Source organism: Janthinobacterium silvisoli, assembly GCF_014200725.1.
Classification (GTDB): Bacteria; Pseudomonadota; Gammaproteobacteria; order Burkholderiales; family Burkholderiaceae_D; genus Janthinobacterium.
The window spans coordinates 1,494,559-1,513,689 of the sequence record NZ_JACHCL010000001.1 but is presented as its reverse complement, the minus strand read 5'-3'; the positions used below and the strand labels follow the sequence as shown (position 1 = coordinate 1,513,689).

Sequence of the window (19,131 nt, the reverse complement as noted above, 5' to 3'; positions counted from 1 at the left end):
TGCAGTATTGGTTACTTGTTCACCCGGCGCAGTTCATCGATGATGAACAGGGCCGCACCGATGCAGATGGCGCTGTCGGCGATATTGAAAGCAGGGAAGTGGCCCCAGCTTTTCCAGTGAAAATCGAGGAAATCGACCACATGGCCATACACCAGGCGGTCGATGGCGTTACCGAGTGCGCCACCGAGTATCAGCGACAGGGCCCAGCAAAACATGCGCTGGCCGGCGTGCTTTTTCAGCAGATAGATGATGTAGCCGGCCGCCGCCAGGGCGATGGCGGTAAAGAAGTAGCGCTGCCAGCCGCCCTGGTCGGACAAAAAGCTGAACGCGGCGCCCTTGTTATACGCCAGCACCAGGTTGAAATACGAGGTGATGACCATTTCCTGCGCATAGCTGAAGGTGCGCTGTATCGTGATCTTGGTGATCTGGTCGAACAGGATGACGATGGCGGCGATGCCCAGCCAGGGAATCAGGGACGATTTTGGTTTCGATGAAAAACGGTTTTTGGTGGCCATATTTTTCCAGGGAAGGTGAAGCCGCCGCTGCCGGGATGGTGGCAGCGGCGGGTGGTTGCGGGGAAGATGTCATCCCCGCCTTGTTTTAGGCGAAGCGGCGCGACTCGCCTTTGCCGAACAGATTGCTGACGCAGCGGCCGCACAGGGTCGGGTGTGCAGCATCCGTGCCCACGTCGCTGCGGTAATGCCAGCAGCGCTCGCACTTCGGCGCCGTCGATGCGGCCACGACCACTTCTTCGGCGGCTTCCTCAGGCACTTCGACTACGCTCGCCTGCGAAGTGATGAAGACGAACTTCAAGTCATCTTCCAGGGTCGTGAGCAGCTTGTACTTCATCGGCGCTGCCTTGATCGTCAGTTCCGCCTGCAGCGAGGAGCCGATCGCGCCCGAGGTGCGCAAGTCTTCCAGCTGCTTTGTCACGTCCGTGCGCACGGCGCGCAGGGCCGTGTATTTTTCCAGCAGCGCTTCAGCGTCGGCCACGGCCGGCAGTTGCCACCAGGTTTGCGTGAAGATGGTTTCATCGCTGGCGGCATACGCTTCGGCGCCGGCAAACACGGCCCACGCTTCTTCTGCCGTGAACGACAGGGCAGGGGCCATCAGGCGCAGCAGGCTTTGCGTGATGTGCCACAGGGCGGTCTGCGCGGAGCGGCGGGCGATCGAGGTCAGGCCGGTGGTATACAGGCGGTCTTTCAGGATGTCCAGGTAGAAGCCGCCCAGGTCTTCCGAGCAGTAGGTCTGCAGTTTCGACACCACCGGATGGAACTCGTAGCTGGTGTAGTTCTTCTCGATCTGCTCCTGCAGCGAGGCCATGTTGGCGATCGCATAGCGGTCGATCTCGAACAGCTCGGCCACCGGCACAGCATCGGTGGCAGGGTTGAAGTCCGAGGTATTAGCCAGCAGGAAGCGCAAGGTATTGCGGATGCGGCGATACGATTCCGTCACGCGTTTCAGGATCTCGTCGGAGATCGACAGTTCGCCCGTGTAGTCGGTCGAGGCGATCCACAGGCGCAGGATGTCGGCGCCCAGGGTATCCGAGATCTTTTGCGGCGCCAGGGTGTTACCGAGCGACTTGGACATCTTCTTGCCTTCGCCATCGACCGTGAAGCCGTGCGTCAGCAGCGCCTTATATGGAGGATGGCCGTTCAGCATCGACGACACCAGCAGTGAGGAATGGAACCAGCCGCGATGCTGGTCCGAGCCTTCCAGGTACAGGTCGGCCGGGAATTGCAGCTGCGTCGCGTGCGAGCCCTTGCCTTGCGGGCCACCGAGTACGGTCTGGTGCGTGGCGCCGGAATCGAACCACACGTCCAGCGTGTCCTTGTTCTTGGCGTAGATGGCTGCCTCGTCGCCGATCAGGTCAGCCAGGTCCAACGTTTGCCATGCTTCGATGCCGTCTTTTTCGATCAGCTTGGCCACTTGTTCCAGCAGTTCCGGCGTACGCGGATGCAGGTCGCCCGTTTCCTTGTGCACGATGAAGGCCATCGGCACGCCCCACTGGCGCTGGCGCGACAACGTCCAGTCAGGACGGTTGGCGATCATGCCGTGCAGGCGCGCCTGGCCCCAGTCCGGGAAGAACTGGGTGTCGGCGATGCCTTGCAGGGCGGTTTCGCGCAGGGTCGCGCCGCCATCTTTAGGCGTCACATCCATGCCGGCGAACCACTGCGAGGTGGCGCGGTAGATGATCGGCGTCTTATGGCGCCAGCAATGCATATAGCTGTGGTCGAACATCTTCACTTCGAACAGCGCGCCCGCTTCGCGCAAGGCGTTGCAGATCGGTTTCGAGGCTTCCCAGATGCTCATGCCGCCAAACAATGGCAGGGTGGAGGCGAATTTGCCATCGCCCATCACCGGCTTGATGAAGTCGTCATCCTTCATGCCATGCGCCTTGCACGACAAGAAGTCGTCCAGGCCATAGGCCGGCGCCGAGTGGACCACGCCGGTACCGGCTTCGGTGGTCACGTATTCGGCCAAGTACAAGGGCGACAATCGGTCATAGAAAGCGTCGCTGGCATGCAGCGGATGGCGGAAGCTGATGCCGGCCAGGGCCGCGCCGTCGCAAGTGGCAATCGTCGTGCCCTCGAGCTTGAAGCGCGCCAGGCTGGCCACCACCAGGTCTTGCGCCAGGATCAGCAGCAAAGGCTGGCCGTCACGCTCGGCTTTCACCAGCGCGTATTTGATTTCAGGGTGTACGTTCAGCGCCTGATTCGACGGGATGGTCCACGGGGTGGTGGTCCAGATGACGATGAAGCCATTGTCCGTCGGCAGCGATGGCAGGCCAAACGCGGCCGCCAGTTTTTCTGGCTCGGCGAATTTGAAGCCCACGTCGATCGCCGGATCGCGTTTTTCCGCGTATTCCACTTCCGCCTCGGCCAGCGCCGATTGGCAGTCGAAGCACCAGTTGACCGGTTTCAAACCACGGTAGACATAACCTTTTTCCAGCAGTTTGCCCAGCGCGCGCAATTCGTCCGCTTCATTGCCATGCGCCATGGTCAGATAAGGATTGTCCCATTCGCCCAGCACGCCCAGACGGATAAAGTCTTTCTTTTGGCGCTCGACCTGCACATTGGCGTAGGCGCGGGCTTTTTCCAGCACTTCGGCCGTCGGCAGGTTTTTGCCATGCAGTTTTTCGATCTGGATCTCGATCGGCATGCCGTGGCAATCCCAGCCCGGTACATACGGTGCGTCGAAACCGGCCAGCGAGCGCGACTTGACGACCATGTCCTTCAGGATCTTGTTGACGGCGTGGCCCAGGTGAATGTCGCCGTTGGCATACGGCGGGCCGTCGTGCAGGATGAATTTTGGACGGCCAGCGGCAGCCTTGCGCACGCGCTCATAAATTTTCTTGTCTTGCCATTGCTGTACCCACAATGGCTCGCGCTTGGCCATGTCGCCGCGCATAGGAAACGGGGTTTCCGTCATATTGACCGGGTATTTGCTGACAGGTTTTTGCTTGGGCGTGGCTGGCTTGTTTTGGTCGGACATAATCTTCTTTATTTGTATTGATGGTTTGCGGCGGCGTCAGCCGCCATGCGGCGAATGCGAAGTTGGCCGGGATCAAATTCGGTCGGTGGCGGTAATGGCGCCGCTGCGCTGCTCAAAATAGGCGCGTGCCTGATTCGAGTCGCGCTGGATGGCGGCCGTCAGGGTGGGCAAGTCGTGGTATTTCTCTTCGTCGCGCAGTTTTTCCAGGAATTCCACGCGCACCATCTTGCCATAGCAGGACTGGGCGAAGTCAAACAGATGTACTTCCAGCAAGACGCGTCCACTGTCGTCGACGGTAGGGCGTACACCCAGGCTGGCCACGGCGGGCAGTGGCTGTGGCCCCAGGCCATGCACTTGCACGATGAAAATGCCGGACAGGGCAGGGCGGTGCGCCACGCGCAGGTTCAGGGTAGGAAAACCCAGGGTGCGCCCCAGCTTCTGGCCATGGATCACATGGCCGGAAATCGCGTAGGGGTGGCCCAGCAACTGTTGCGCCAGGGTAAAGTCGCCATCGGCCAGCGCCAGGCGCACGGCCGATGAGGAAATGCGCGTGCTGCCCTTCATCACGGTCGGCAGGGTTTCAACGTGGAAACCGTATTTGCGGCCGGCTTCTTGCAACATGGCAACATCGCCGGCGCGCCGGGCGCCATAGCAAAAGTCGTCGCCGACCATCAGCCATTTCACGTGCAAGCCGTCGACCAGCACTTTTTCCGTGAATTCCTGGGGCGTCAGGGAAGCGAACTGGGCGCTGAAATGCTCGACGATGACTCTGTCGATACCGGCATCGTCCAAGGATTGCAGCTTGTCGCGCAGGTTGGCGATGCGTTGTGGGGCTTTCGACAGGTCGCCAGCGCGCTGCGCAAAGAATTCGCGCGGGTGTGGTTCGAACGTCATCACGGCCGCTTCCAGGCCGAGTTCGGTCGCCGCGGTGCGCACGCGCGCCAGCAAGGCTTGATGACCGATGTGGACACCGTCAAAATTGCCGATGGTCAGCGCGCAAGGCGCGCGTGCCTGGGCATTGGGAAGTCCGCGGAATACCTTCATAGGAATCTGATGAAAAACTGTGCCAAATGGGGGATTATACGGACTGTTTCAGGGATGCACAGCCGTCAAGGCTGGCAGAGCACTTATTTCGCCCCTGAAATGGTAAAAAAGCGTTGCCAGCACGAGGGCCGGCAACGCTTTCAGACTTTTACGCCACGAGTGGCGTAGTGCTGATTACTTGAGCATCAAAGACCAGTAGCGGGCCAGGTCGGCATTGCCGTCCGTGCCTTTGACGGCTTTCAGGGCGGTCTGGGCGTTGGCTTTCTTGCCAGCGACGCCGTAAGCGATGCCCAGGTGCAATTGCGCTTCATCCTGGTACTTGGCAGTGCCCATCTTCACGGCCTGGTTCATCAGGTCCAGGCCCTTGTCGGCTTGGCCTTCATACACCAGTGCAAAGCCCAGTTTGCTCAGGCTGTCTGCATCTTTCAGCTTGATGAATTCCGCTTCCGACTTGGCAGCGTTGGCTTTCAGGTCAGTTTCGGTTTTCACGGCCAGGTCTTTCAGGCGCTGGTGGCGTGGCGCATCGGCGCCCGTGCCCAAGATGCCTTTTTTGTAGCCTTGATCGATGATTTTCAACGCTTCGCCAGGGTTGCCTGCTTGCAGGGCCAACTGGCTCAGCTCCATGTATTCGGAAGCTTTGGTGAACAGGCCGTTCGCCAGGCGCAAACGCTGCACGTCCAGGCCCAGGCGTTGCGAGAAGCCAGGTTTGCCGGAAACACGGTTCAGCAGGTCAGCCCAGTAGCTAGGTTTTGGATAGCTGGCAGCCAGTTTTTCCAGGGTAGCCACATAGCCAGCCTTGTCGTTTTGCTTCAACTGGATGTTGGCCAGCATTTGCAGGCTGCTTTCCGAGTTGCCGCCGCGTGCTTGCAGCTCTTTCGCTGCCGCTGGATAGTTGCCGCTGACGTAGTAAGTCTGGATCAGCAGTTCGCGCATTTGTGGATCTTCCTTGTCTTTCAAGGAGCGGTTGATCCAGGTAATGGCGTTAGGCCAGTCCTTGGCGCGGTAGTACATGCCGGCCAGGGCCTGCGTGAATTTTGGGGCTTCGGCGGCGCTCAGGCGGCCGGAATTGATGACGGCTTCGAAAGCCTTGATAGCGGTAGGGTTATCGCCGGCTGCTGCAGCGGCCGAAGCGCGTACGCGTTCGATCTGGTAGCTTTCAAAGGCGGTTTTGCCGCCGACGCTGTCTGCTTCGCGCAGTTTGGCCAGCGCTTCCTTGTTTTTTCCGCTGCTAGCAAGTTTTTGTGCTTCTTGCAGTGGTTTGCCCACTTCGGCACGCACGGTGTCCGCGGCGTATGCCAGCGAGCCCAGGCCGATTACGGGAGTTGCTGCGGTAAAACCGATAGCGGCCATGACGAGGCCGAGATGAGCGAGACGAAACTTGGACATGAGAAAGTCTTTCAGTAAAAAGCGAATAGGCAGGAAGTCCTGCCTATTCGGATGTAAAGAGAACCTGATTGCTGCAGCTTACTGGAATTGCTCGTTGCCGACCAGACCGATTTTGGTCACGCCCAGACGCTGTGCCGAAGCCATCACACCGGCGACGACTTTGTATTCGGCCAGCTTGTTCGGACGCAGATGCACTTCCGGCTGGTCCGCTTGCGCGGCAACGTTGCTCAGTTTGGCTTCCAGCGAGGCACGGTCAGGAACGACCTGGTTGTCCCACAAGACAGTACCGTCAAAATCGACATCGATCGTGACGACCACTGGTGGCGCTGTCGGTGGCGGAGGATTGCCGACCGGCATGTTCAAGTTCACCGAGTGGTTTTGTTTAGGAATTGTGATGATCAACATGATAATCAGCACCAGCATCACGTCGATGAGGGGCGTCATGTTCAGTTCCATCATTGGTTCCGGATCCGCGTTAGGCGAACTACCCGAACCGACATTCATACTCATAGTATTTCCTTTAAGAAGTCCAACGAAGTGCCGGGCGATACAGCCGCCCGGCAAGCTTCCGGCACTGGCATCCTTGTGTTGCCAGGATGCCAGGCTCAGTCGCTATCAGCCTTTGTCAGGTGGTTCGGTGATGAAGCCGACCTTCTGGATACCGGCACGTTGGGTCGTGAAAATAACCCGGCCGATCGATTCGTAGCGTGCTTCCTGGTCGCCACGAACATGTACTTCCGGCTGCGGTACTTTCACTGCTTCAACTTTCAGATAATCGAACAGTTCGTTCGTATCTTTCAGTCTTTTCTGGCCCAGATAAATTTCACCATCTTTGTTGACAACGATGTTGACATTATCAGGCTTGCTTTGAAGCGCTTGGTTGGCCTCGATCGGCAGATCGATTTTCTGCAATTTGAGGACAACCGGACTGGTGATCAAAAAGATGATCAGCAAAACCAACATGATGTCGACGAGCGGCGTCGTGTTGATTTCTGACATCACTTGATCTTCTCCGCTATCGGAGCCGACGGACATCGACATGATTCTTACCCGATCTTTTTAGCGCCGGCTGCGCGGCCAGCTTCGCTGGTCGACATTGCGCCGGAGATCAGTACCGAGTGAACGTCGGCGCTGAACGAGCGTACATCTTCCATTGCGGTTTTGTTACGACGAACCAACCAGTTGTAACCCAGAACGGCAGGAACAGCGACCAGCAGACCGAAAGCGGTCATGATCAGTGCTTCACCAACTGGACCTGCAACTTTGTCGATCGATGCGTTACCGGTCATACCGATGTTGGTCAGCGCGCCGTAAATACCCCAAACGGTACCGAACAGACCGATAAACGGTGCGGTCGAACCAACGGTTGCCAGGAACGACAGGCCATCTTGCAGACGCGATTGAACTTTGTCCGAAGCGCGTTGGATCGACATCGTTACCCAGGTCGACAGGTCGATTTGTTCCAGCAGGGCGCCGTCATGGTGAGCCGTTGCTTTGGTGCCCGATTCAGCGATGAAGCGGAATGGCGAGCCTTCGGCCAGGGTTGCCGAACCAGCAGCGATCGAAGGTGCTTTCCAGAATTTGGCAGCAGTTTCTTTAGCTTGCTTGAAGATCTTCATTTGATCCAGCAGTTTGGTGATGATGATGTACCAGCTGCCGATCGACATGATGGCCAGGATGATCAGGGTAGCGCGTGGAACGAAGCCGCCGTCCCAAACTGCCGACAGGCCGAACGGGTTGTGGACTTCTTCGGTTTTAGCTGGAGCTGCTGCGTCGGCTGCTGGTGCTGCTGCGTCGGCTGCTGGTGCTGCTGCGTCAGCCGCTGGTGCTGCTGGTGCTGCAGCAGCATCTGCCGCTGGAGCCGAAGCTGCTGCCGATGCTGGCGCGTCAGCGAATGCTGGTGCTGCTACCAGAGCGGTCGTAGCGGTGACGGACAACAGAACCGCGGCAAAAAATGCGGACAAACGGGTATTCTTAAACATGCTTCCTCCAAAATTAAAAATAACAGATCGCTGAACGTAATGACAACGAAATCACAGTGTGAGACAGGGGATAACTGTCTCGGGTTTTAATCCAGCGACCAAACGTATTGCATTTGCTGCCAGCCTTGTTCCGGCTTGCCGTCGACTGTTGCCGGTTTGAATGTGCAACGGCTGATACCTTGTACTGCTGCACGATCCAAATCTCTGAAGCCGCTCGATTTCACGACTTTAGAATCTGCCACTTTGCCATCCACACCGATCAGGAACGACAGTGTCACCACACCGGTTTCCTCATTACGCTGCGACGACTTCGGATACTGCGGTTTTTCGCAGACGCTGAAGTCAACCACGGCCGGTGTACGTACCGATTTGGCTGGTCCAGGAGTTGGCGCTGGCTGTGCAGGCGGTGCTGGCGGTGCCAATACATTGGTGGCTGGCTTCACGGTAGTAGCGTTCGCAATCACGTTCTGTTGCGGTGGCGGCTGCTGTACGTTCACCTCGACTGGCGGAATGAATGGCGGCGGTGGCGCTTTCATTTCTGGCGGCGGTGGTGGCGGCGGAAGATCCTGCGGAGGAGGCGGTTTGACTTCCTCGATAATCTTGGTTTCAACCGGTTCCATCATTTTAGTGACTAACCGCTTGCCCAACCCCGTCGCGATCCCGTAAGCCGCGAGAACGTGCAGCAACACAACGATAGTGATGCCGGTGTAGTTCTTGGGACTTTTCTCGTTCGAAAAATTCATGCCTGCTTTCTCCAAATACCATCTCTGTCTTGCAACTGAACCCCAAAATGACGACACAAAGCTCCAGCCGTATCCGGGACGTCGCCGAATTATACATACGAATTCTTTATTTTACACAGATTTTTAACGCCTAAAACCGGTTAAATTTTTGACGCTTTTGCGCCCTGAAAACGTACTTGCTTATGCCATCTTTGCACGCTTTCGGACATAAAAAAAGGCGGTCTTATCGGTTTTTTACAGCCTCTGTTGACTAACACTGAGAAGTTCTCCGATGCGCCAATATTGCGGAATTATATTTCGCCATATCCAATATGGAAACTGTTAAATTTGGATAGAATTCTTTCTTTTTGATAACATTTTTCTAAGGAACCAGACCACTTGGCGTTTGCACTGCACCAAACGGGTGCGATTGGCAGGCTCGGCAGGCAAAAAAAAGCGGCCTGGCGGACGTCCGCGCAGCCGCCAAGCCATATTTATTTCTTATGTACTTATTCAATAGGCATGCATATAAGAAAACAAAATGGCTTGCACCCGATCAGACACGCACGGCAGGGTCGTCGCGCCGGTTGCGTTTTTCGCGCCGGCAGTTCAATGTGCCCGTCACCGTACCCTGCGGATCGACCGTATCGAGGTGTACATCAAAGCCCCACAGGCGGGCCACGTGCTTGAGTACTTCGTTTGCCTGCTGATTCAGGGGGCGGCGCTGGAATTGCGTGTGGCGCAAGGTCAGTGCCCGGTCATCTCGTGTGTTGACCGACCATACTTGTATATTAGGTTCGCGGTTGCCCAGGTTGTATTGTTCGGCCAGTTGCTGGCGCACATAGCGGTAGCCGGCGTCGTCGTGGATGGCGGAAATGGCCAGTTTTTCATTCTTGTCATCGTCAAGCACGGCAAAGAAGTGAAATTCGCGTATCAACCGCGGTGATAAATACTGGGCAATAAAGCTTTCATCCTTGAAATTGCGCATGGCAAAGTCCAGGCTCTTGCGCCAGTCGCTGCCAGCCAGCTCGGGAAACCAGGCCCGGTCTTCGTCGGTAGGGTGTTCGCAGATGCGGCGGATATCGCTCATCATGGCAAACCCCAGCGCATATGGGTTGATGCCGCTGTAATAAGGACTGTCGATCGGTGGCTGGTAGACCACATTCGTATGGCTTTTCAGGAATTCCATCATGAAGCCATCACCCACCACACCTTCGTCGTACAGCTGGTTCAGGATCGTGTAGTGCCAGAACGTTGCCCAGCCTTCATTCATGACCTGGGTTTGCCGCTGCGGATAGAAATACTGGGAAATCTTGCGCACGATGCGGACCATCTCGCGCTCCCACGGTTCCAGCAGCGGCGCGTATTTTTCGATGAAGTACAGCAGGTTTTCCTCGGGTTCGGGTGGAAAGCGGGGCACGGCCTTGCGCTGGTCGTCCTCGTCGTCCTCTTCTTCGCGGCGCGGCAAGGTGCGCCACAGTTGGTTGATCTGCGACTGCACGTATTGCTCGCGCTCTTTCTGGCGCGCATACTCCTTGGCCATCGACAGCTTGGCGGGACGCTTGTAGCGGTCCACGCCATAGTTCTGAATCGCATGGCAAGAGTCCAGCAGCAATTCCACCGCTTCCACGCCATGGCGCTGTTCGCATTCACTAATATAGTTCTTGGCAAACACCATGTAATCGATGATGGCGTCCGCATCGGTCCAGGCACGGAATAAATAGTTGCCTTTGAAGAAAGAGTTATGCCCGTATGCTGCATGCGCGATGACCAGCGATTGCATGGTCAGGCTGTTTTCTTCCATTAAATAGGCGATGCACGGGTTTGAGTTGATGACGATTTCGTAGGCCAGGCCCATCTGGCCACGCTTGTAGCTTTTTTCGGTGGACAGAAAATGCTTGCCGAAAGACCAATGATTGTAGGACACCGGCATGCCGACCGAGGTATAGGCGTCCATCATCTGCTCGGCGGTGATGATTTCCAGCTGGTTCGGATAGGTATCCAGGCCGAACTGCTGGGCAACCCGGCGGATTTCTTCGTGGATTTGCTCAATCAGTTCGAAAGTCCATTCCGACTGCTCGGGCAAGGCATTGGCATGGCGCAGGCGCACGAAGGGCTCGCCCGGGGTGTTGCTGGCGCGGTCAAAGGCTGCACTCATCATTTCACCTGTTTTTTAAACAGTTCGCGGAAGACCGGATAGATATCGGCCGGCGTGACGATCTTTTGCATGGCGAAATGGGCGTGATGGTCGAGCACGCCCGCGTATTGCTCCCACAGGTTTTGCTGCGGGCCATCGGTGATCTCGACATAGGTGTAGTACTGCACCTTGGGCATGATGGTGTTGATCAGCAATTGCCGGCACAGCACGGAATCGTTGTCCCAATTGTCGCCGTCCGACGCTTGCGCCACATAGCTGTTCCATTGCCCGGCGCCATAACGCTCATCTATTATAGTGTTGAGCAAATTGAGGGCCGACGACACCACCGTGCCGCCCGACTCGCGCGAATTGAAGAAGTCATGCTCGTTCACTTCCGAGGCGGCCGTATGGTGGCGGATGAACACCACTTCGATCTTGTCGTAGACGCGCTTGAGAAACAGATACAGCAAGATGAAAAAGCGCTTGGCCGTATCCTTGCGCGACTCATCCATCGAGCCGGAGACATCCATGATGCAAAACATCACTGCTTGCGTCATCGGTTTGGGCACCTTGATGCGGTTGCTGTAGCGCAAGTCGAACGGGTCGATAAACGGGATCGCCAGCAAGCGCGTGTGCAGATGGTGAATCTGCCGGCGCAGTTCGGCGACCAGCGGGTCGTTTTCCGGCGCACCTTCGTGCAGCAGGGTGGCCAGGTCGTCTTCCGCCTGCGCCAGTTGCTTGCGGGCGCCGCCGCCCACGGCGATGCGCCGCCCCAGTGCGCCGCGCAGGGAGCGCAGCACGTGGATGTTCGATGGCGTGCCCGACATATTGTAGCCGGCGCGCTGGTTCTTGAATTCCGTGGTAGCCGTCAACTGGGTTTTCACCATGTGTGGCAATTCCAGGTCTTCAAAGAAGTAATTCATGAATTCTTCGCGCGACAGCTCGAAGATGAAATCGTCTTCCGTGGTTTCATCGCTGTTGCCAGCCTTGCCTCGCCCGCTGCCACCGCCGCCTTTGGGGCGCGCGATCTGGTCGCCCTTCAGGTATTCCTTGTTGCCGGGATTGACCACTTCCCACACGCCGCCATGCGCATGGCCAAAGGAGGGTTCGCCCACGTCCTTGACGGGGATGCTGACTTTCTCGCCATTTTCAACGTCCGTGATCGAGCGCCCCTTGATGGCGCGCCCCACGGCATCCTTGATCTGGCCCTTGTAACGCCGCAAGAATCGCTCGCGGTTGACGGCGGACTTGTTCTTGCTCTGCAAGCGCCTGTCGATGAGGTAAGTCAAAGGGTGCCTCCTTAACTCTGGTCTTGCGCGGCCCCGCCATGCAGGGCCGCGTCCGCTACCTGGCTTATGATGACTTGCGTACCCGCAAATACCATTCGCATAACAGGCGTACCTGCTTGGCCGTATAACCTTTTTCCACCATGCGGGCCACGAAGTCGGCGTGCTTGTTGGCATCGTCGGCGCTGGCCTTGGCATTGAAGGAAATTACTGGCAGCAATTCCTCCGTATTCGAGAACATCTTTTTCTCGATCACGGTGCGGAACTTTTCATAACTGGTCCAGGCCGGATTCTTGCCGCCATTGGACGCCCGCGCGCGCAAACCGAAGTTGACGATTTCATTGCGGAAGTCTTTCGGATTCGAAATGCCGGCCGGCTTCTCGATCTTTTCCAGCTCATTGTTCAGCGATTCGCGGTCGAAGCTTTCGCCGGTGTCCGGATCGCGGTATTCCTGGTCCTGGATCCAGAAGTCGGCAAAGGTCACATAGCGGTCAAAGATGTTTTGGCCGTATTCGGAATAGCTTTCCAGGTACGCCGTCTGGATTTCCTTGCCGATGAATTCCACGTAGCGCTGCGCCAGATGCTCTTTAATATAAGAGAAGTAGCGTTGTTCCAGTTCTGGCGGGAATTGTTCGCGCTCGACTTGCTGCTCCAGTACATATAAGAGGTGCACCGGATTGGCGGCCACTTCCGTGTTGTCGAAGTTGAAGACCTTCGACAGGATCTTGAAGGCAAAGCGGGTCGACAAGCCATTCATGCCTTCATCCACGCCCGCGTAATCGACGTATTCATGCATGGACTTGGCTTTCGGGTCCGTATCTTTCAGGTTTTCGCCATCGTAGACCAGCATTTTGCTGAAGATGCTGGAGTTCTCGGGGTCTTTCAGGCGCGACAGGATGGCGAACTGCGCCATCATGCGCAGGGTGCCCGGTGCGCAAGGCGCCTTGAACAGCGAGGAATTGGCCACCAGCTTGTCGTAGATCTTGATTTCATCGGAGACACGCAGGCAATACGGCACCTTGACGATATAGATGCGGTCCAGGAACGCTTCATTGTTGCGGTTGTTCTTGAAGGTTTTCCACTCCGACTCGTTCGAGTGGGCCAGGATGATGCCGTCGAACGGAATCGCGCCAAAACCCTCAGTGCCCTTGTAATTGCCTTCCTGGGTGGCTGTGAGCAGCGGGTGCAAGACCTTGATCGGGGCCTTGAACATTTCCACGAATTCCATCAAGCCCTGGTTGGCCAGGCACAGGCCGCCCGAATAACTGTAGGCATCCGGATCGTCCTGCGCGTAATCTTCCAGCTTGCGGATATCGACCTTGCCGACCAGCGAGGAAATATCCTGGTTGTTTTCATCGCCCGGCTCGGTTTTCGAGATGGCGATCTGTTTCAATACGGACGGGTAGCGCTTGACGACGCGGAACTGGTTGATGTCGCCATTGAATTCATGCAGGCGTTTCACGGCCCAGGGACTGGGGATGTTGCGCAGGTAGCGGCGCGGGATGCCGTAGTCCTCTTCCAGGATGGTGCCGTCTTCCTCTTCGTTGAACAGGCCCAGCGGCGACTCATTGACGGGTGAGCCTTTCAGGCAATAGAAGGGCACATGTTCCATCAGCGACTTGAGCTTTTCCGCGATCGACGATTTGCCGCCGCCCACCGGTCCCAGCAGATACAGGATCTGCTTGCGTTCTTCCAGTCCCTGCGCGGCGTGGCGGAAATACGAGACCACTTGTTCGATCACTTCCTCGGTGCCGTAAAACTCGCGGAAGGCGGGGTAGATCTTGATCACCTTGTTGGCGAAGATGCGCGACAAACGCGTGTCGTTGCGCGTGTCGACCAGCTGGGGTTCGCCGATGGCGGCCAGCATGCGTTCGGGTGCGCTGGCATAGGTCAGCTTGTCCTTCTTGCACAAGGCCAGGTATTCGGTGAGCGACATTTCCTCTTCCCGGGTGCGCTCGTAACGTGCTGCGTAGTTGTCAAAAATGGTCATGTCACTGTCCTTTAATGAATATGTCAACCTGCCAGTCACCATGTCAGCCCGCCTGGCAATCGCCGGGCTTCGCCGCCTGTGTTTGTTTTACCCCTGTATGATTTTTATTGTTTTTCCAAGCCCGGCTGTCTTTGCAAGTCCGGATTGCCCGGACCAAAAAACTGGCGCTTGATACCGATGCTGACGTGGCCAGCCGGTTCTTTTTGTCATGTGTTAAGAGCGCTTGTTGCACCTGCCTTTACCCCATGAAATTAATTATTGCTCTAAAGGATCAGGAAGTCAAAAGATATGTCGTAATATCCTTAATACTTGTGTGTAAATTCTTGATTTAATTGGATAAATCTAAAAATTTTCCGGCGCTTTTAATGAACTTTTTACTGCTTCTGTAATCATCATACGACAATTCACTCGCGTGTGCCGACGCTGTCATCGGCGATGGCGACACGCATCTTGCGCTACACTGCCAACATCTTTTTTCTTCGCACCATATTAAGGAATACCCTCCATGATGAATCCGCAATTGCGCGCGATCGTACGCGGCATGCCGAAAGCCGAACTGCATATCCATATAGAAGGTTCGCTGGAGCCCGAATTGATTTTCGCACTGGCCGAACGCAATGGCGTACCGCTCGGTTATGAATCGGTGGAGCATTTGCGCAGCGCCTATGCCTTTACGGATTTGCAGTCTTTTCTCGACATTTATTATGCGGGCGCAAGCGTGCTCTTGAAGGAGCAGGATTTCTACGACATGACGCGCGCCTATCTGCTGCGCGCCGAGGCGGACAATGTCTTGCACACGGAAATTTTCTTCGATCCGCAAACCCATACGGCGCGCGGCGTGCCGATCGCCGACGTGATCAACGGTATCCACCGCGCCTGCCAGGACAGCCCCGTCAGCGCTACGCTGATCCTGTGCTTCCTGCGCCATTTGAGCGAAGAAGAAGCGTTCGAAACCCTGGAAGACGCACTGCCGCACCGCGACAAGTTCATCGGCGTGGGCCTCGATTCGTCCGAAGTGGGTAATCCGCCCGAGAAATTTTCGCGCGTATTCGCCCGTTGCCGCGAACTGGGTTTGCACCTGGTGGCCCACGCGGGCGAGGAAGGCCCGCCGGCGTATATCCGCACGGCGCTCGACGATTTGTTGGTGGAGCGCATCGACCATGGCGTGCGCTGCCTGGAAGACGCGGAGCTGACGGCCCGCCTGGCGCGTGAACAGATCGCGCTGACGGTTTGCCCGCTGTCGAACACCAAGCTGCGCGTGTTTGACCAGATGCATGACCATAACCTGGCCGAGTTGCTGGAGGCGGGCTTGCTGGCCACCGTCAACTCGGACGATCCAGCTTACTTCGGTGGCTATATGAATGACAATTTCGAGGCCGTGTTCGACGCCTTGCCGCTGGGCCTGGCGCACGCCCAGCGTTTGGCACGCAATGGTTTCATTGCCGCCTTCTTGCCGCAGGCACAGAAAGAAGCTTTCCTGGCCACCGTCGATGCGTATTTTGCCCGGCATCCTGCCGCCAGCGGCGCCACTCACTAACTAAAGACTTCGCCCATGTTCCGTCTCTCCCTCAACATGACGGCGCGCGACTGGCGCGCCGGCCAACTGCGCTTTTTGCTCGTCGCGCTGATCGTCGCCGTGGCAGCCCTGTCGGCTGTCGGCTTCTTTGTCGACCGCCTGCGTTCGGGCCTGAACCGCGATGCGCACCAGTTGCTGGGAGCGGACCTGGTCATCAGCGCCGACCAGCCCGTGAACGCCGCCTGGCGTGCCGAAGCGCAAAAGCGCGGCTTTACCTTGGCCGATACGGTGACTTTTCCCAGCATGGCGCAGGCGGGCGAGGGCGAGCAGTCGCAGTCGCAACTGGCGTCCATCAAGGCGGTTTCTCCCGGCTACCCGCTGCGGGGCCAGCTGAAAATCACCACCGATGTGGCGCAGGCGGCAGACGCCGTGGGTCAGCCGGCCAACCGGGCGCCGGCGCCGGGTACGGTGTGGGTCGATGCGGGCATCTTGTCCAGCTTGAACGCGAAGCTGGGCGACAACTTGAAACTGGGCGACAAGAATTTTACGGTCACGCAATTGATCGCCGCCGAACCGGACCGTGGCGCCTCGTTCCTCAATTTCGCGCCACGCGTGATGTTGCCGCTGGGCGACCTGGCGGCCACGGCGCTGGTGCAGGACGGTTCGCGCGTGTCTTACCGGCTATTGTTGTCGGCGCCGCAAAACAAGGCGACTGACATTGCGGCGTATCAAAGCTGGCTCGAAGGGCAAATCAAGCAACAGGCAATCAAGGGTGTGCGCATCGAGTCGCTGGAATCGGGCAGCCCGCAAATGCAATCGACCCTGGACCGCGCCGACCGTTTCCTGTCGCTGGTCGGCTTGCTGTCTGCCATGCTGGCGGCTGTGGCTGTCGCCATGGCGGCGCGCCGCTTCATGCTGCGACACTTGGACGCCTGCGCCATGCTGCGCTGCCTGGGCCTGACGCAAAACCAGGTCACGGCCATGTATGTGATCGAATTTGTGATGGTGGGCCTGGCAGGTAGCCTGGTGGGCGTGGCCGTCGGTTACGCGGGCCATATGGTGTTGCTGGAATTGCTGGGCAAGCTGGTGCAGAACGACTTGCCGCCCGTTTCCATCATGCCAGCCTTGCAGGGCGTAGCCACCGGCATGTTGTTGCTGCTGGGTTTTGCCTTGCCGCCGATTTTGCAGTTGCGCAATGTGCCGCATAACCGCGTGATCCGCCGCGAACAGGAAGCGCCGCAGCCGCTGGCGCTGGCCACTTATGGTCTCGGTATTGCCGCCTTTGTAGTGCTGCTGCTGTGGCAAGCGGGCGATGTGAAACTCGCCTTGCTGACGGCGGCCGGTTTCCTCGGTGGCTTTGCCCTGTTCGGCCTGGCGGGCTGGCTGGGCATCAAGTCCTTGCACAGCCTGCGCGGCGCTTTCAACCATCAAGGCTGGCGCTTTGCCGTGACGTCCTTGCAGCGCCGTCCGGGCGCCACCGTGATTCAAGTGGTGTCGCTGGCGCTGGGCCTGATGGCCTTGCTGCTGCTGACGGTCGTGCGCGGTGACTTGATGGCTTCCTGGCGCAACGCCACGCCGCCCGATGCACCGAATCGTTTCATCATCAATATTCTGCCGGAACAGAAAGACCAGATCGCCGCGCGCCTGGTCCAGGCGGGCGTGGTCAACGCACCCTTGTATCCGATGATACGGGGCCGTTTGGTGGCCGTGAACGACAAGACGATTACGGAAGACACCTATCAGGATGACCGCGCCAAGGGCCTGGCGGACCGCGAATTCAATCTGTCGACGATGGCCGCCATGCAGGCTGAAAACAAGATCGTCGCCGGCGAGTGGTTCAGCAACAAGCCGGGTGCAGCGGCGGAAGCGTCGGTGGAAGAGGGCATCGCCAAGACCCTCAAATTGAAACTGGGCGACAAGCTGCGCTTCGATATCGCGGGCCAGCCGGTCGAGGCGGCCATTACCAGCTTGCGCAAGCTGGAGTGGGGTTCGATGCGTGTCAATTTCTTTGTCATCATCAATCCTGCCGCCATGGCCGATACGCCGCAAACCTGGATCACGGCTTTCCACTTGCCGGCCGAACATGCTGACCTGGGCAATGCCTTGTCGCGTGATTTCCCCAACCTGACGGTGGTTGACGTGGGCGGCATACTGAAACAGATACAGGCAGTGCTGGACCAGGTGGTGACGGCCGTCGAATTCCTGTTTGCGTTTACTTTGGCCTCGGGTTTGCTGGTGTTGTATGCAGCGCTGATGGGTTCGCAAGATGAGCGTACGCGCGAAGCGGGGCTGCTGCGCGCGCTGGGCGCCACCCGGCGCCAGCTGGCGCAGGCGCAGCTGATCGAGTTTTCACTGGTGGGTGCGCTGGCCGGTTTGCTGGCCGCCACCGGCGCCGCCGCCATGGGCTGGGCACTGGCCACTTACCAGTTCAAGTTCGCCTGGAGTTTCGCGCCTGGCGTGTGGGTGTTCGGCCTGCTGGCCGGCGCTCTGTGCGCGATTGCTGGCGGCTGGCTGGGGTTGCGCAATGTGCTGAAACATCCGCCGCTGCAAACTTTGCGCGAATCTTAAGCGACCAGGCTCTGACTGTTCTGCGCGCGAAGGAATTGCGCGTAGGACCGCACTGGCTGCCCCAGCTGGTGCGCCGGCACGTCGAACAGGGCCCAGTAATACGTTTCACGCCCCAGGCAGACGGTTGGCGCGGCGCAGTAGCGGAACCAGCTTTCGCCGATATGGGTTGAATACATGCCGTCGCTGCCAGCATCCGAAAAATACGGTATTACGCGCATTTCCAGCAGCGCCGACAGTAGCGAGGCGGGCGCGTCGCTGTCGCGCGCCATTTCATACTGCGTGTGCAAGCCCCGTTGCGTGGTGATAATCATCAGCCTGGCCTGGCCTTCGCGCGTGAAAAACAGGATGCCGCAGGGATTCGGGAAAATATAGAATTCGACGAAGCCATGCTGCCGGCACAAGTCCTGCACCACGGCCGCCAGCGCTTCATCCTGCAGGAAGTTGTAGTCGTGCAGCAGCAATAAGTCGCGCACAGTATCCGATTGCTGCAGAAAGAACTCTGTTTGCAGGGTAATGATTTCCTGTTCCAGGATATCGAGCGCATCATCGTCGCTCTTCTTGATGTAGCGGTCGATCAAGCCCCGGTTGAAAGCCGTTACGGCCACTTTTTCATCGGCCGCTCCCGTGAATAAAATCTTCTTGCAGGGCAAGTCGCGGACGGCCTGGCAAAATTCAAGGCCATTCATTTGCGGCATCGAGTAATCGACCACCAGCACCGACGGCACGGCAAAGCGCTGTGCCTGCCCGCTGATGCGCCAGATACGCTCGATATCGATAGCAACGTTGTAATCGTTGGGCGTCACGTTTTGCAAATCGAAATTGACGTGCAGCGGTAGCTCGCCCTGTTGCGTACTATTCCGCAGCCAGTGCAGCGCCTCCTTCGTGTCGTGAAAGGTCTTGCGCGCCAGCGATGGGTCGAGCTGGAAGGCCAGGCTTTTCAGGAAGGAATCGCTGTCGTCGATCAGCACGGTCAGGGTCGGATGGGTGTAGACGGGCAGTTGCATA

Annotated in this window: 14 protein-coding genes; 2 read left to right on the top strand and 12 right to left on the bottom strand. The window is 57.8% G+C overall.

The genetic code is table 11. From position 1 onward, the window contains the following. Positions 1-11 precede the first annotated feature (11 nt). The 11 genes from lspA to HDE75_RS06775 all read right to left on the bottom strand — a co-directional run bounded on the left by lspA (position 12) and on the right by HDE75_RS06775 (position 14,042). Positions 12-515 (bottom strand): signal peptidase II, encoded by a 504-nt coding sequence (lspA, locus tag HDE75_RS06825; protein ID WP_183675618.1) that lies wholly within the window; start codon positions 513-515, stop codon positions 12-14. Positions 516-600: 85 nt separating this feature from the next. Then, entirely contained in the window at positions 601-3,495 is a 2,895-nt protein-coding gene (gene ileS / locus HDE75_RS06820; RefSeq protein ID WP_183675619.1) for an isoleucine--tRNA ligase, read from the bottom strand. 72 nt (positions 3,496-3,567) lie between these two features. Beyond that, the gene (locus tag HDE75_RS06815; RefSeq protein ID WP_183675620.1) at positions 3,568-4,539 is read right to left on the bottom strand and encodes a bifunctional riboflavin kinase/FAD synthetase; all 972 of its coding nucleotides are present in this window, start codon (positions 4,537-4,539) and stop codon (positions 3,568-3,570) included. A gap of 174 nt (positions 4,540-4,713) precedes the next feature. Next, positions 4,714-5,925, bottom strand: coding sequence for a tetratricopeptide repeat protein (locus HDE75_RS06810; protein ID WP_183675621.1), 1,212 nt, complete (start codon positions 5,923-5,925; stop codon positions 4,714-4,716). Positions 5,926-6,003: 78 nt separating this feature from the next. Next, positions 6,004-6,435, bottom strand: a complete 432-nt coding sequence (locus HDE75_RS06805) for an ExbD/TolR family protein (protein WP_183675622.1) — start codon at positions 6,433-6,435, stop codon at positions 6,004-6,006. 105 nt (positions 6,436-6,540) lie between these two features. Next, positions 6,541-6,966, bottom strand: a complete 426-nt coding sequence (locus HDE75_RS06800; protein ID WP_183675623.1) for an ExbD/TolR family protein — start codon at positions 6,964-6,966, stop codon at positions 6,541-6,543. A 5-nt stretch (positions 6,967-6,971) separates the two neighbouring features. Next, entirely contained in the window at positions 6,972-7,907 is a 936-nt protein-coding gene (locus HDE75_RS06795; protein ID WP_183675624.1) for a MotA/TolQ/ExbB proton channel family protein, read from the bottom strand. An 86-nt stretch (positions 7,908-7,993) separates the two neighbouring features. Then, positions 7,994-8,650 (bottom strand): energy transducer TonB, encoded by a 657-nt coding sequence (locus HDE75_RS06790; protein ID WP_183675625.1) that lies wholly within the window; start codon positions 8,648-8,650, stop codon positions 7,994-7,996. A gap of 535 nt (positions 8,651-9,185) precedes the next feature. Then, positions 9,186-10,787, bottom strand: coding sequence for a SpoVR family protein (locus HDE75_RS06785; RefSeq protein ID WP_409254903.1), 1,602 nt, complete (start codon positions 10,785-10,787; stop codon positions 9,186-9,188). Next, positions 10,787-12,055, bottom strand: a complete 1,269-nt coding sequence (locus HDE75_RS06780; RefSeq protein ID WP_183675626.1) for a YeaH/YhbH family protein — start codon at positions 12,053-12,055, stop codon at positions 10,787-10,789. Before HDE75_RS06780 ends, HDE75_RS06785 begins: the two co-directional genes overlap by 1 nt. Before the next feature lie 64 nt (positions 12,056-12,119). Next, positions 12,120-14,042 (bottom strand): PrkA family serine protein kinase, encoded by a 1,923-nt coding sequence (locus tag HDE75_RS06775; protein WP_183675627.1) that lies wholly within the window; start codon positions 14,040-14,042, stop codon positions 12,120-12,122. A 505-nt stretch (positions 14,043-14,547) separates the two neighbouring features. Between HDE75_RS06775 and HDE75_RS06770 the strand changes: the two genes are divergently transcribed. Beyond that, positions 14,548-15,579 (top strand): adenosine deaminase, encoded by a 1,032-nt coding sequence (locus tag HDE75_RS06770; protein WP_183675628.1) that lies wholly within the window; start codon positions 14,548-14,550, stop codon positions 15,577-15,579. 15 nt (positions 15,580-15,594) lie between these two features. Beyond that, positions 15,595-18,126: an ABC transporter permease gene (locus tag HDE75_RS06765; protein WP_183675629.1), complete on the top strand. Its 2,532-nt coding sequence runs from the start codon at positions 15,595-15,597 to the stop codon at positions 18,124-18,126. On the opposite strand, the gene HDE75_RS06760 is transcribed toward HDE75_RS06765, so the two are convergent. Beyond that, positions 18,123-19,130: a response regulator gene (locus tag HDE75_RS06760; protein WP_183675630.1), complete on the bottom strand. Its 1,008-nt coding sequence runs from the start codon at positions 19,128-19,130 to the stop codon at positions 18,123-18,125. The two genes, HDE75_RS06765 and HDE75_RS06760, sit on opposite strands and share 4 nt — an antisense overlap. Between the last annotated feature and the right edge of the window lies 1 nt (position 19,131).